Below are 13,017 nucleotides of genomic sequence, written 5' to 3'. Positions count from 1 at the left end.
CTTGCCATTAAGGCGCTAAGTCACCAAGTAACTCCCACACAGCTGCCATTCCTTCGTGCCTTTGTGACTTCATGGCAGAAAATTCAAACAAGGAATTATTATTGCTTCATACAAGAACATTTAAACTATTATGGCAACCGTTACCAGAGAAAACATCGGTTTATTGAATGATAAGATCACTGTGAAAGTGAGCCAGGAAGATTACCTTCCGAATTTTGACAAGGCAGTAAAGCAACTCAGCAAAACCGCTAATATACCTGGATTCCGTAAAGGCATGGTGCCTGCTGGCATGGTGAAGAAAATGCACGGCCAGGCCATTTTCGCAGATGAAATACTGAAAACAGTAGAAAAAGAGTTAATGGGATATCTCCAGAACGAAAAAGTGGAAATATTTGCCCAGCCGCTTTCCCTGGATAAAGAAGCTAAAACTTTCGACCACAATAATCCATCTGAATACGACTTTGATTTCGAAATCGGCCTGAAACCAGCTTTCGAGGTTACTCCGCTGGCTCCGGGTAAAACTACCCTGACCCGTTACAAGATCAAAGCTACTCCTGAAATGCTGAACGAAGAGATCGAGCGTCTGCAGTTAAGGGGTGGTAAATCAACAGAAGTTGAGTCCGTTACCAGCGCTGATAACGTTCTCGGCCTGAATGTTGTTGAAACAGACGCACAGGGTACTGCTGTGGAAGGTGGTCTTGAAAAAGACATCACTTTCCTGGTTAAAAACTTCTCTGCGGCTACCCAGTCCCAGCTGCAGGGTAAGAAAAAAGACGACAGCATAGTGGTACAGGCTTCTGCTGCCATTGACGCTGACAAGCTGACCTGGTTCCAGCACGATATACTGGGCCTGCACGAGGATATAGCTGCTAAATATTACAAGCTGACTATTACCAAGGTAGAATTAATAGAAAAAAGAGAACTGAACGAAGAGTTCTTCAAAGAAGTGTTCCCTGCAGAAGAAATCACTACTGAAGCAGCCTTCCGCGAAAAACTGCAATCAGAAATAGAAAAATCCTGGGATGCCGAAAGCCGCAACCGCCTGCACAACGACCTGTTCGAAGTGCTGGTTCACGAAACGCCGATAGAGCTGCCTAAGGATTTTCTGAAACGTTGGCTGCAAACCGGCGGTGAAAAACCAAAAACCGCTGAAGAAGCTGACAAGGAATATCCAGGTTTTGATCATCAGTTACGCTGGACATTAATCAGCGATAAACTGATCCGCGAAAATCAGCTGGACGTTTCTTTCGACGAAGTGAAAGAAGCAGCCAAACAGAAAGTACTGGGCTATTTTGGTGGCGCCGCCGCTACTGATGGCGCAGACTGGCTGGACAGCTACCTGGAGCGCCTGCTGCAGGATGAGAAATTCGTGGACCAGACCTACCGCGAGATGGTGACACAGAAATTGTTTGATTGGGCAGAAAATAAGGTAAATGTGAAGGAAGAGGAAGTAACAGCCGAAGAATTTGCTAAATTACCTAATAAACATCACCATCATGAACATTAATAACGAATTCAGGAAATATGCCATCCAGCATAGAGGGATCAGCAGCCTGGTAGTAGATAGCTATACCCGTCATCAGATTAATGCCTTAACGCCAAACATCATCGAGGAACGCCCGATGAACATGGCAATAATGGATGTGTTCTCGCGTTTGATGATGGATCGTATCATCTTCATGGGAGACCCTGTAAATGACTACGTAGCCAATATTATTACCGCACAGTTGCTGTTCCTGGAGTCTACCGACCGTACCCGCGATATACAGATGTATATCAACAGCCCCGGTGGTAGCGTTTATGCGGGCCTCGGTATATATGACACCATGCAGATCATCGCTCCCGATGTAGCTACTATCTGTACCGGTATGGCCGCTTCTTTCGGCGCCGTATTGCTGGTAGCAGGTGCAAAAGGTAAGCGTACTGCACTGAAACACGCCAGGGTTATGATTCACCAGCCTCATGGTGGTGCAGAAGGCCAGACTTCCGATATCGAGATCACTGCACGTGAGTTCGTTAAGCTGAAAAAAGAGCTGAACGAGATCATCGCCACCCATTGTGGCCAGCCGGTGAAAAAAGTAGAGAAAGACTCTGACCGTGACTACTGGATGACAGCCGACGAGGCAAAAGAATACGGCATCATCGATGACGTACTCAGCAAGAATCCGAGAAAACAGCAGGAAAACAATCCGCAATAAGAGATTACGGAAAAAGTAATGAAAAAGGGTGCGAATGTCTTTTTTGCACCCTTTTTCATTTCATGAAGTTCCCCTTTCCCCCATTTAACGTACCTTTGTAAGCTATGAAAGAGTCTAAAATCCGTTGCTCATTTTGCAACCGTTCAAAAGATGAAGTGCAAATACTGATTGCCGGTGCAGAAGGTCATATCTGTGAGAACTGCGTCGCAAACGCGCAGGAGATCATAGAACAGGAGTTGTTTCAGCAACAGGGCAAAAAAGCCCCTTCCCACTTTGTTCCTAAAGTGGCTAAGCCAGTTGAAATAAAGAAGTTCCTGGACGAATATGTGATTGGTCAGGATGATGCAAAGAAAATACTGGCAGTAGCCGTTTATAATCACTATAAACGCCTTAACCAACAGGTTGGGGATGATGATGTGGAGATCGAGAAATCAAACATTATCATGGTAGGCGAAACCGGTACGGGTAAAACCCTGCTGGCTAAATCCATCGCCCGCCTGCTCAATGTGCCTTTCACTATCGTAGACGCTACTGTATTTACAGAAGCCGGCTATGTAGGTGAAGACGTTGAAAGCATCCTTACCCGCCTGCTGCAGGTTTGTAACTACGATGTGGAAGCTGCCGAAAGAGGTATCGTATATATTGACGAGATAGACAAGATCGCCCGTAAGAGCGATAATCCTTCCATTACCCGCGACGTGAGCGGCGAAGGCGTACAACAGGGCCTCCTGAAACTGCTGGAAGGTACAGAAGCGCTGGTTCCCCCGCAAGGTGGCCGTAAACACCCTGAACAAAAACTTATCAAGGTAAATACACAGAATATCCTGTTTATATGCGGTGGTGCGTTTGACGGTGTTGATAAGATCATCAGCCGCAGGGTACAGACCCACTCCATCGGTTTCAACGTGAATACCGACAGGGAAGAAGAAAGCAAAAAACACATCCTGCGCTATGTGAATTCCCAGGACCTGAAAGCCTTCGGATTGATCCCTGAATTACTGGGCCGTCTGCCGGTGGTAACTTACCTGAACTCTCTCGACGCCGACGCACTGAAAGCGATCCTGACAGAACCTAAGAATGCACTTGTAAAGCAATACAAGAAACTGTTCAAGGTAGAAGGCATAGAACTGATCATCGAAGACGATGCACTGGATTATATCGTGGAGAAAGCAATGGAGTATAAACTCGGCGCCCGTGGTCTCCGCTCCATCTGTGAAGTGGTGCTCAGCGACGCCATGTTTAACCTGCCTTCTTCCAGCGAAAGTACTTTTGTACTGACAAGAGGTTATGCAGAAGAAAGACTGGATAAATCCACGCTTGTACAGCTTAAAGTGGCTTAAAATAACTCAAAGCAATACGATATGGACCTCTTAAAAGAACTTCAGGAAAAAGCAGGGCTCTCCAATGAGCAGGCCTTAAAAACCTTCGAGATCCTCAAAGAATATGTGAGGGGTAAAGTGCCCGGTTTTCTGTCAGGCACCGTTGAAAAATGGTTTGCAGACATCGAAAAAAGAGCAGGCGCCAAGGGCTCTGCGGAAGAGAATAAAGACAACGACTTCCTGGAACACTAGAAAATATTCAAATGATAAAAGGCCGATCTGTCAGTGACAGATCGGCCTTTTAGTTTACAGTGTCCGGTCGTAAATAACATACCAGGGACAAATTGAACAGTTGGAAATCGTGACAGATCTTAGCTTTTCAAAAAAAACATCCGCTTATTCAGCGGATGCTCTTCTTGGGTTGCGTAAAAATGTTTCGATTGTCTTTCTTTGTTGAAGGTTGATAAATGGTAAAGAGTGATGAATTAACCCAAATTTAACGTTCTTAATCCACAATTCCATCACCCGAATCAACTAATACTCATTTTTCTGTAAAAAAGTACGAAAGGCAATAATACATTAATATTTTATCACATGATTAAAACGCTCGTGTTTAACCCCGTAATAAGCTTTTCAGTCACTAATATAATTTTGACTAAAAGATATATTTTGTTGACAAAAAGTTGGAAGTCTGATCGTTTACGATCTTATTCAGCAAATTTTTGTTCTGTTCAGTTTGTTTTGTAGCCACCATAGAGCGGATAGAGAAGGCACGTAAGGCATCCGGTACGCTCAGCGTTCCTTCTGCTGAATCCTTACGACCGGTGAATGGATATACGTCCGGACCACGCTGACACTGACAGTTGATATTTACACGGCTTACCTGGTTCACCAGCGGATCTATCAGGGACGCCAGCTCGTCTGCATCATTGGAGAACAGGCTTACCTGCTGCCCGTGATCAGATTCTATCAGGTACTCAATTGGTGTTTCAATGTCGTCGAAAGGCAAGACCGGCACCAGTGGTCCGAATTGTTCCTCCCTGTATAACTTCATCTTCTTATTTACCGGGTATAAAACTGCCGGGTATACGAAAGATTCGAAGATGGCCCCACCGTTCTCATTGATCACTTTTGCACCGTTGGCAATAGCATCGTCGATACACTCCTTCAGGTAAGCCGGTTTCTGGGGCTCCGGTAAGGGTGTCAGGAACACGCCCTTCTCCCATGGCATGTCCATTTTCAGCTGACCGATGGCGGCGCTCAGTTTCTGCAGGAATACATCTGCTACCTTGCTGTGCACAAAAACGATCTTTAAGGCTGTACAACGCTGTCCGTTGAAAGATAATGAGCCAAGTACTGTTTCCTGTACGGCGAGGTCAAGATCGGCCTTATCTGTGATAATAGCGGCATTCTTGGCATCCAGCCCCAGGATGGCCCGCAGGCGGTTCACCTTCGGATGCATTTTCTTCAACTGGTTAGCTACCTTGCTGCTGCCTATCAACGTCAGCACATTGATCTTTCCTGATTCCATCAGCGGCCCGATGATGATATTGCCACGGCCGTAGATAGTATTTACAACTCCCTTCGGGAAACAGCTGGCAAACGCCTCCAGCAGCGGGTAATGTAATAAAGTACCGTGCTTCGGTGGTTTGAACAGCATCGTGTTACCCATGATCAGCGCCGGGATCAATGTCGTAAAGGTCTCATTCAGGGGATAGTTGAATGGTCCCATACAAAGCACCACTCCCAAAGGAGAACGCCTGATCTGACCGATGATTCCCTGCTGTATCTCGAAACGGCTGGAATTGCGGTCCAGGTCTTTTAATGCATCAATTGTGGTATTGATGTACTCTACCGTACGGTCAAATTCCTTAATGGAATCTGTATATGATTTACCGATCTCCCACATGATCAGTTTTACAATCTCTGCTTTCTTCTCGATCATCTTGCCGGTAAACTTCTCCATACAGGCAATACGTTCAGATACCGTCATCGTCGGCCATTCTCCACGGCCATCATTATAGGCCAGCACAGCCGCATCCAGTGCAGCCATTGCTTCTGCCTCTCCGCATAAAGGATAGGAACCGATCACTTTTCTCTCCAACCCATTCGGTGTCTGTATACAGATCGGAGATAATACCGTATGCACATCGCCATTCCATGGTTTCATTTCGCCACCTGACAGATATTCCCGCTGGTGTACTTCTGCCGGCAACTGGTATTCGGCCGGGATAGCATCTGCAGTGGGGAACATGTGGTGTAATTGTTCTTCAAAGCTCATGACATAGTTATTTAATTGGTTGAAGATAATAAAAGGACTTTTAAGACTATGATACTCAATTAACAGTCTTTGAAATTTATAAGAAATTCCTTTTATGCTACAACTGTGCCCAAAGGTAAAGGCGTTGCACGGATGAAAGCGATAACAAAAATCGATAGGCTCATCGATTTAATTTAAAAACGATCTTGTATGATGAGCCATTTACGGGTAGAGCGTAGTCAGGTGAGCAAAACACATGGATTACGAAGAGTGAGTAGGCATCCAAACAAAAAGAGGCTGTATCTTCTTTTCGATACAACCTCTTTGTTAAACGGTAAACAACGAAATATCTGAACGGGAACGGATACCCGGTATTATTTCAAGGCTTCGCGCGCAATGACCAGTTTTTGTATTTCGGAAGTACCCTCTCCTATCGTACACAGCTTTGCGTCACGATAGAATTTCTCTACGGGAAAATCTTTCGTATAGCCATACCCTCCAAAGATCTGTACAGCATCGTTGGCCGTTTTCACGGCCACTTCAGAGGCATAATACTTAGCCATCGCGGCCTGTTGTGTTACCGCGCCACCCCGGGTTTTCGTATCGGCCGCCTGCATGGTCAGCAGTTCTGCCGCCATGATCTCTGTGGCCATATCAGCCAGTTTGAATGAGATACCCTGGAAGCTGGCTATCGGTTTATCAAACTGATGGCGTTCCTGTGCATATTTCAACGCCGCTTCATAGGCGCCTTTTGCAATGCCCAGTGACAGGGCTGCAATAGAGATACGCCCGCCATCCAGTACCTTCATCGACTGTATGAACCCCTCGCCTTCATTTCCCAACATATTGGCCGCCGGTATACGGCAATTATCAAAGATCATTTCCGCTGTTTCGGATGCACGCATACCCAGTTTATTCTCCTTCTTGCCACCGCTGAAACCGGGCGTTCCGCGCTCTACCACAAATGCTGTCATTCCATGGCTGTCGCGCACATTCCCGGTGCGGGCTATCACCACTGCCACATCTCCGCTTTTACCATGGGTGATCCAGCATTTGGTGCCATTTATTACCCACTCGTCGCCATCCTTGTGCGCTACGCATTTCATGTTCATGGCGTCAGAACCGGTATTGGGCTCTGTCAGGCCCCAGGCGCCGATCCATTCTGCGCTGGCCAGTTTGGGGAGATAACGTTGTTTCTGCGCTTCTGATCCGAATTGCAAGATATGACCGGTACACAATGAGTTATGGGCGGCCACGCTCAACCCAATGGCGCCACAGATCTTAGCGATCTCGCTGATGACGGTCACATATTCCAGGTATCCCAGTCCGCTGCCGCCATATTGTTCCGGAACCAATACCCCCATTAAGCCAAGTTCGCCCAGTTGTTTAAACAAATGTGCCGGAAAAGTCTGATTCTCATCCCATTCCAGTACGTAGGGTTGCATGTGAATTTTTCCAAAGTCGCGTATCACCTGTGTAATCTGCTGCTGCGTTTCTGTAGGCTCAAAGTTCATAATGGGGAATTTTCTGTTTTGATGTAATGTTCAATTTTACGATAAATACTATCATCTACCAATGGTATGCCAAGAAGGTCTTCCGCTTGCCTGAAAGGCCCGTGGTTACTGCGATACAGTACTATTAACCGCGCCAGTTTATGTCGTATGTATGGATGTTGTGCCAAAGATTTTTCATCCATCTGGTTGAGGTCGATTTTTTTTAGTGAAACCTTATGCAATCGCAGAGAAGGTTGAATTTTATTAAATGTACTATCCGCCAGGCCGTAGGTTTCTCCTACCTGGCTGATAGCGTAAAAGCCGCCCAGCTTGTCCCGGAATTTTACAATGCGGGCTGCCAGCACAGGTCCTATTCCCGGTAGTGATTCCCACAGTGAGGAATCGGCCGTATTGATGTCCAGCACAGGTATCCTGTTATTATAAGCTTTCCGGTAGGGCCCTTCCTCCTGCCCGTGACGAACATACTGACCATACCTCCCATGCGCTGTGTCCTGCCTGTAGCCCATATAACGCCGGAAGGCACCCGGCGGCTGTCCGCCGATCCGGACAAAAGGCATCAGTTCATCACAAAGCCCCGGCGGCAATCCATAGATCTTCTGCAGATCTTCTTTCCGGCGAAACCGGCCGCCCCGGGCAATATAGCGCTGTATATTACTGATCACCTTTTTTTCCAGTCCCAGGGTCTCCCACTCCGTAGCGTCTATTGTATTCGGATCGAAGGTGAACCGGCGGCGGTGAACATCGCTACCAGCATCCCCCGGGAAAACCTTTCCGCTGTTCAACAGCGCACTACGGAAGGCGGCTACCTCGGCAGACAGGGTACTATCTGCCGTATATACTTCTGCCTGTACAGGCAGAAAGCGCTCCCACAGGGAAGGTACGGCCATGCAGGTACCTGTCAGTAGCAACAGGAATAAAATACCCTGCCTTTCCTTTCGCGAAAAACTATTGTAAGCTTTCCATAACGTCTGCTTCATGGGTTAACATTTAAAGCTGAGCAAGTTATAGCATAAAAAAAGAAAAAGGGTTAATGCGAAGTTAATCTCCTGTGATAACAATGGTGGCAGATGTGGCGGGAATACAATCCAGCATATCGCACCTGAATACCGGTTCATTCTCAACAATATTGAAACTGAACTCCACTTCTGCCACCAGGCCGTTCCTGTTCACAATATTGGCATCAACTACATGCTCATACGTTTTCTTGTCTGTGCAGCTGGTCCAGTCTGTACCGATATCTTTGTTAAGTACCTGGACAACGGTAGTAGCGCAGGAAGTATACACGATCTTTCCTCTTAATCCTTTTTGCAGGATCCGCCTTCCGCCCTCTTCATTCTTCCGGCAAGCCGCGGTAAGTATGAGTAATATTATACAGAGAAATACAGGGATAGGTTTCATGGTAAAGAATATTTTCCTGATAAGCATACGAACAGGCATATTACAGCTGCTGATCGCACTAAAGGAGCTTTCCTGTAAAACGGTCAGCGCCGGGGGAAAGTTACAGTATCACTTCCAGCCCGTCGTAGGCCAGCGCCATGCCTGCAGGCAATTCTGCAGAAATTTCTTCATGTAAGCCCAGCTGATGGCTGATATGGGTAAAATAAACCTGGGGGATCTCCAGTTCACGGCCGATGGCAATTGCCTCGTCCAGCGTAAAATGGGAAATATGTTTCTCTTTTCTCAGGGTATTGAGCACAAGCACTTTAGAGCCCCTGATCTTCTCTTTTTCCTCTTCTGCTATAAAATTAGCGTCCGTTATATAGGTAAAATCATTGAAACGGAAGCCCAGCACGGGCATCCGGTGATGCATCACATTGACAGGAATGATATCGAGGCCATTCACATTAAAAGGAGCGGCACCGATGGTACGAAGGTTCAGTTCCGGGATGCCGGGGTATTTCTGTTCGGTAAAGGCATAGGAGAATTCATTACGGATGACCTGCTGTGTAAATTCTGTGGCATAGATGTCAATAGCCCGTTGCTGAAAATAGTTAAAGGCACGGATATCGTCCATGCCGGCAATATGATCTTTATGGGAATGGGTGATCAGCACCGCTTCCAGGTGTTTTAACCCTACCCTGAGCATCTGGTAACGGAAGTCGGGCGTTGTATCGATAACAATGTTACCGGCGGGCGTATCAGATATCAGGATGCTGCTGCGCAGGCGTTTATCTCTCGGATCGGATGAGGTACAGACCCGGCAACCACAAGCTATAACAGGTACGCCCTGTGATGTACCTGTTCCTAAAAAGGTGACTTTCAATTCTCTGAAGGTTGTTCTGGTGAAGGTGGTAATGATGGTTCATCGTTGTTGTCGGCCGCCGCCGCCGCATCTGCCGCATTCCTGTTTTCGACGATCTGCCTGTACAGTTTCAGCGACTCCGGAGTCAGCAAGGTTTCATCCAGCGCCATCGTGGAAAGGATATCCAGCAGGGTATTGATACGTCCCTCCAGGTTGAGGAATTTATTGATAACAACCACCTTCTTGTGCTCAAGTACACAATAGCCGGAGTTGAACGTTCCCTTTTCGAAACGCAACTCGTACTTGGCCTCTCCAAAGATCTTTTCGAGGCGGGTCAGGTTATTGGGTGTGACTTTAAAGTTCATTCAACAAAAATAAGGAAAAAGCCCGGAGTGCCTATTTACTCACCAGCCTTGCCACGGGCACGATCACTTCTTCCAGTGAGATACCGCCGTGCTGGAAAGTATTCCGGTAGAAATTAACGAAGTAATTATAGTTATTCGGATAGCAGAGATAACCGTCCTCTTTGGCAAAGATGTAGGAGGAATTCACATTGGGCCTGGGCAGACCTGCCTCTTTGGGATCGCGGAAAGCCAGTACTTCCTTTGCATCGTAGTTCAGGTTACGGCCGTGCTTATACCGGAGATTGGTAGTGGTTTGCTTGTCGCCGATCACTTTTACAGGTGTTTTCACCCTCACATTGCCATGGTCGGTGGCCACGATGAGGTTGATCTTTTTATCTGCCAGCTTACGGAGGGCCTGGTGTAGCGGTGAATGTTCGAACCAGCTCGCCGTAATAGAGCGATAGGACATTTCATCGGCCGCCAGTTCTTTCAGCACTTCCATTTCTGTACGGGCGTGGCTGAGCATATCCACGAAATTATACACAATCACATTGATGGGGTAAGACATCAGGTTATGGACATTGTTGACCAGGTGCTGCCCGTCGTTGTGGGTGGTCACCTTTGTATATGAAAAACGGCTGTCCAGTTTCAGGCGGCGGAGCTGATCTGCAAAGAATATTTCTTCATGCAGGTTCTTTCCACCCTCCTCGTCGTCATTTTTCCACTCTTCCGGGAAGCGTTGTTCTATCTCTACGGGCAGCATGCCGGCAAAAATGGCATTACGGCTGTATTGGGTAGAGGTGGGCAGGATACTGTAAAAAGTATCTTCCTGCACCAGGCGGTAAGACTCCAGGAAAATGGGCAGTATCGCCTTCCACTGGTCCCAGCGGAGGTTGTCTATGATGATAATAAAATTAGGCACCTCGCTGTCCAGCGCCGGCAGGATCTTATCCCGGAACAGGGTATGCGACATCACAGGCGCCTCTTTTGATTTCGGGCTTACCCAGCTGGCATAGTTCCGGCTGATGAATTTGGCAAACTCGGTATTAGCTTCAGCTTTCTGGGAGTTCAGCACCTCCAGCATTTCGGGGCTGTTTGTTTTGCCCATTTCCATTTCCCAGTATACCAGTTTCTTATAGATATCCATCCATTCGTTATAGTCCGGGTTGGAGTTCAGGGCCATGAACAGTGTGCGGAACTCCTGCTGGTAGGCAATGGTGGTCTTTTCGGCCACCAGGCGTTTGTTGTCAATGATCTTTTTCAGGGAAAGGAGCACCTGGTTGGGGTTCACCGGCTTGATCAGGTAGTCTGTGATCTGGGAGCCGATCGCATCGTCCATCACATTTTCTGCCTCATTCTTGGTGATCATTACCACGGGGATCTGCTGGTCGATCTCTTTGATCTTCCCCAGGGTTTCGAGCCCTGTTATACCCGGCATAGATTCATCCAGCAACACAACATCCACCACCTGGTCACGCAGGAATTCAAGGGCGTCGTACCCGTTGGTGAGGGCGGATACCTTATACCCCTTGGTTTCCAGGAACATGATCTGGGATTTCAGTGATTCTATTTCATCGTCTACCCAAAGTATATTTATTTGACTCATTCAAGTAAGGTGTTTGTGATAAAGCAAATTATAGTTGGCAGTGACAACTATCCTACCCAAGTTACGATTCTAAGTTGTCAAAAACCGTTCCCGGCAGCTCATCCGGGCACAATAAATTGTTAAAAAACAATATGTTCTATGACCAGTGATTAAATATTAATAATTTCGATCATAAAAATAGGGAAAATCATGGGGAAGATAGGGGGATTCCTTTCTTCCCGCGTCTATACATTAGAAAAAGTTACAGATAATAATTCCTTAACGTAGCTTTGTCTAGCTAAAGGAGAACGGTAAATGGCAGAACGCAAGCGTAAAATTGTGAACGATCCGGTATATGGCTTCATTACGATTGACCATCCGTTGATCTTTACATTGATCTCCCATCCATATTATCAGCGTTTGCGCAGGATCCACCAGATGGCCCTGGCACACCTGGTATATCCGGGCGCAATGCATACCCGTTTTCATCATAGCATGGGCGCCTATCACCTGATGTGTTTTGCCTTAATGGAGCTTCGGGCCAAGGGTGTACAGATCACGGCAGAGGAAGAGGTTGCTACAAAGATGGCCATACTTTTGCATGATATAGGTCATGGTCCTTACTCACATGCATTGGAGAATGGCATCATTGAGGGCGTATCTCACGAAAAGATCAGCCAGTGGCTGATGGAAGAGCTGAATAGGGAAATGAACGGGGCGCTGACGCTGACGATAGAGATCTTTAACGGCCGTTATCACAAAACCTTTCTGCATCAGCTGGTTTCCAGCCAGTTAGACGTAGACAGGATGGATTATCTGAACCGGGACAGTTTTTATACGGGCGTTTCTGAAGGCGTGATTGGATATGACAGAATAATAAAAATGCTGACAGTACACCGTGATGAGCTCATGGTGGAAGAGAAGGGGATCTATTCGATAGAGAAGTTCATTGTAGCGCGCCGCCTGATGTACTGGCAGGTTTACCTGCACAAAACGGTGCTGAGCGCGGAGAATATGCTGGTAAAAATACTGCGCAGGGCCAAGGAACTGGCTTTACAGGGCGTATCCCTGTATGCTTCGCCGGCTTTGGAGTATTTTCTCTATCATACGATCACCGCCGCCAACTTTGAACAGGAGCCGCATTGTCTGCAACAGTTCTGCCTGCTGGATGATTATGACATCATGGGAGCGATCAAGGTCTGGGCGCAACACCCGGATAAAATATTATCGCTGCTTTGTAACTGGCTCATCAACAGGCATCTGTTCAAGTGCGTGCTGAGCAATGAGGCCTTCGATACGGAAAGTATTCACCTCATGAAGCAGAAAGTGCAGCAGCAGTACGGCATTAGCGGTAGGGACCTGGACTATTTCGTCTTCACGGGCACAGCCTGTCTCAGTGCTTACAATGTGAATAATGAGAAGATCAATATTCTCTTTAAAGACGGAACTGTAAAAGACATTTCGTCTATTGACAATGCACTGGTTAGTCATACGCTGGCTATACCCGTAAAAAAATTCTACATTTGTCATCCAAAAATCTGATGAATGGCTAATT

12 protein-coding genes are annotated in these 13,017 nt (G+C 46.9%); 5 read left to right on the top strand and 7 right to left on the bottom strand.

Translation table 11 applies throughout. The features are described 5' to 3' along the window. Positions 1-130: 130 nt before the first annotated feature. From MYF79_RS06470 to MYF79_RS06455, 4 genes are all read left to right on the top strand, one after another. A complete protein-coding gene (locus tag MYF79_RS06470; RefSeq protein ID WP_199654889.1) occupies positions 131-1,507 on the top strand; it encodes a trigger factor in 1,377 nt (458 codons plus the stop codon). Continuing rightward, the gene (clpP, locus tag MYF79_RS06465) at positions 1,497-2,198 is read left to right on the top strand and encodes an ATP-dependent Clp endopeptidase proteolytic subunit ClpP (protein WP_110052934.1); all 702 of its coding nucleotides are present in this window, start codon (positions 1,497-1,499) and stop codon (positions 2,196-2,198) included. The genes MYF79_RS06470 and clpP overlap by 11 nt, the downstream gene beginning before the upstream one ends. Before the next feature lie 104 nt (positions 2,199-2,302). Continuing rightward, the gene (gene clpX / locus MYF79_RS06460) at positions 2,303-3,538 is read left to right on the top strand and encodes an ATP-dependent Clp protease ATP-binding subunit ClpX (protein ID WP_247813094.1); all 1,236 of its coding nucleotides are present in this window, start codon (positions 2,303-2,305) and stop codon (positions 3,536-3,538) included. Positions 3,539-3,559: 21 nt separating this feature from the next. Further along, positions 3,560-3,769, top strand: coding sequence for a hypothetical protein (locus MYF79_RS06455; protein ID WP_199654887.1), 210 nt, complete (start codon positions 3,560-3,562; stop codon positions 3,767-3,769). Positions 3,770-4,172: 403 nt separating this feature from the next. Here MYF79_RS06455 and MYF79_RS06450 read toward each other — a convergent pair whose 3' ends face one another. The 7 genes from MYF79_RS06450 to MYF79_RS06420 all read right to left on the bottom strand — a co-directional run bounded on the left by MYF79_RS06450 (position 4,173) and on the right by MYF79_RS06420 (position 11,483). After that, entirely contained in the window at positions 4,173-5,798 is a 1,626-nt protein-coding gene (locus tag MYF79_RS06450; protein ID WP_247813093.1) for an NADP-dependent glyceraldehyde-3-phosphate dehydrogenase, read from the bottom strand. Between the two features lie 353 nt (positions 5,799-6,151). After that, on the bottom strand, positions 6,152-7,291 hold the full coding sequence (locus tag MYF79_RS06445; RefSeq protein WP_247813092.1) for an acyl-CoA dehydrogenase family protein: 1,140 nt from the start codon (positions 7,289-7,291) through the stop codon (positions 6,152-6,154). Then, entirely contained in the window at positions 7,288-8,268 is a 981-nt protein-coding gene (locus tag MYF79_RS06440) for a ComEA family DNA-binding protein (protein ID WP_247813091.1), read from the bottom strand. Before MYF79_RS06440 ends, MYF79_RS06445 begins: the two co-directional genes overlap by 4 nt. A gap of 61 nt (positions 8,269-8,329) precedes the next feature. Next, positions 8,330-8,689, bottom strand: coding sequence for a hypothetical protein (locus MYF79_RS06435; protein ID WP_247813090.1), 360 nt, complete (start codon positions 8,687-8,689; stop codon positions 8,330-8,332). Between the two features lie 100 nt (positions 8,690-8,789). Next, positions 8,790-9,554: an MBL fold metallo-hydrolase gene (locus MYF79_RS06430; protein WP_247813089.1), complete on the bottom strand. Its 765-nt coding sequence runs from the start codon at positions 9,552-9,554 to the stop codon at positions 8,790-8,792. Further along, on the bottom strand, positions 9,551-9,898 hold the full coding sequence (locus tag MYF79_RS06425) for a hypothetical protein (protein ID WP_247813088.1): 348 nt from the start codon (positions 9,896-9,898) through the stop codon (positions 9,551-9,553). The genes MYF79_RS06430 and MYF79_RS06425 overlap by 4 nt, the downstream gene beginning before the upstream one ends. A 31-nt stretch (positions 9,899-9,929) precedes the next feature. Continuing rightward, complete coding sequence (locus MYF79_RS06420; RefSeq protein ID WP_247813087.1) at positions 9,930-11,483, bottom strand: response regulator; 1,554 nt, start codon at positions 11,481-11,483, stop codon at positions 9,930-9,932. 294 nt (positions 11,484-11,777) lie between these two features. Here MYF79_RS06420 and MYF79_RS06415 point away from each other — a divergent pair, with 294 nt between their 5' ends. Continuing rightward, a complete protein-coding gene (locus MYF79_RS06415; protein WP_247813086.1) occupies positions 11,778-13,004 on the top strand; it encodes an HD domain-containing protein in 1,227 nt (408 codons plus the stop codon). Positions 13,005-13,017: the final 13 nt, after the last annotated feature.

The sequence above is a fragment of the Chitinophaga filiformis genome, assembly GCF_023100805.1.
GTDB lineage: Bacteria > Bacteroidota > Bacteroidia > Chitinophagales > Chitinophagaceae > Chitinophaga > Chitinophaga filiformis_B.
Note: the sequence above shows the minus strand (reverse complement) of the source record. Positions and strands in the feature narration are given on the sequence as shown.

What these genes read in the sequence shown, in the direction of transcription:
- MYF79_RS06470 (WP_199654889.1), top strand. Translation starts at nt 131, where the DNA reads ATGGCAACCGTTACCAGAGAAAACATCGGTTTATTGAATGATAAGATC.
- clpP (WP_110052934.1), top strand. Translation starts at nt 1,497, where the DNA reads ATGAACATTAATAACGAATTCAGGAAATATGCCATCCAGCATAGAGGG.
- clpX (WP_247813094.1), top strand. Translation starts at nt 2,303, where the DNA reads ATGAAAGAGTCTAAAATCCGTTGCTCATTTTGCAACCGTTCAAAAGAT.
- MYF79_RS06455 (WP_199654887.1), top strand. Translation starts at nt 3,560, where the DNA reads ATGGACCTCTTAAAAGAACTTCAGGAAAAAGCAGGGCTCTCCAATGAG.
- MYF79_RS06450 (WP_247813093.1), bottom strand. Translation starts at nt 5,798, where the DNA reads ATGAGCTTTGAAGAACAATTACACCACATGTTCCCCACTGCAGATGCT.
- MYF79_RS06445 (WP_247813092.1), bottom strand. Translation starts at nt 7,291, where the DNA reads ATGAACTTTGAGCCTACAGAAACGCAGCAGCAGATTACACAGGTGATA.
- MYF79_RS06440 (WP_247813091.1), bottom strand. Translation starts at nt 8,268, where the DNA reads ATGAAGCAGACGTTATGGAAAGCTTACAATAGTTTTTCGCGAAAGGAA.
- MYF79_RS06435 (WP_247813090.1), bottom strand. Translation starts at nt 8,689, where the DNA reads ATGAAACCTATCCCTGTATTTCTCTGTATAATATTACTCATACTTACC.
- MYF79_RS06425 (WP_247813088.1), bottom strand. Translation starts at nt 9,898, where the DNA reads ATGAACTTTAAAGTCACACCCAATAACCTGACCCGCCTCGAAAAGATC.
- MYF79_RS06420 (WP_247813087.1), bottom strand. Translation starts at nt 11,483, where the DNA reads ATGAGTCAAATAAATATACTTTGGGTAGACGATGAAATAGAATCACTG.
- MYF79_RS06415 (WP_247813086.1), top strand. Translation starts at nt 11,778, where the DNA reads ATGGCAGAACGCAAGCGTAAAATTGTGAACGATCCGGTATATGGCTTC.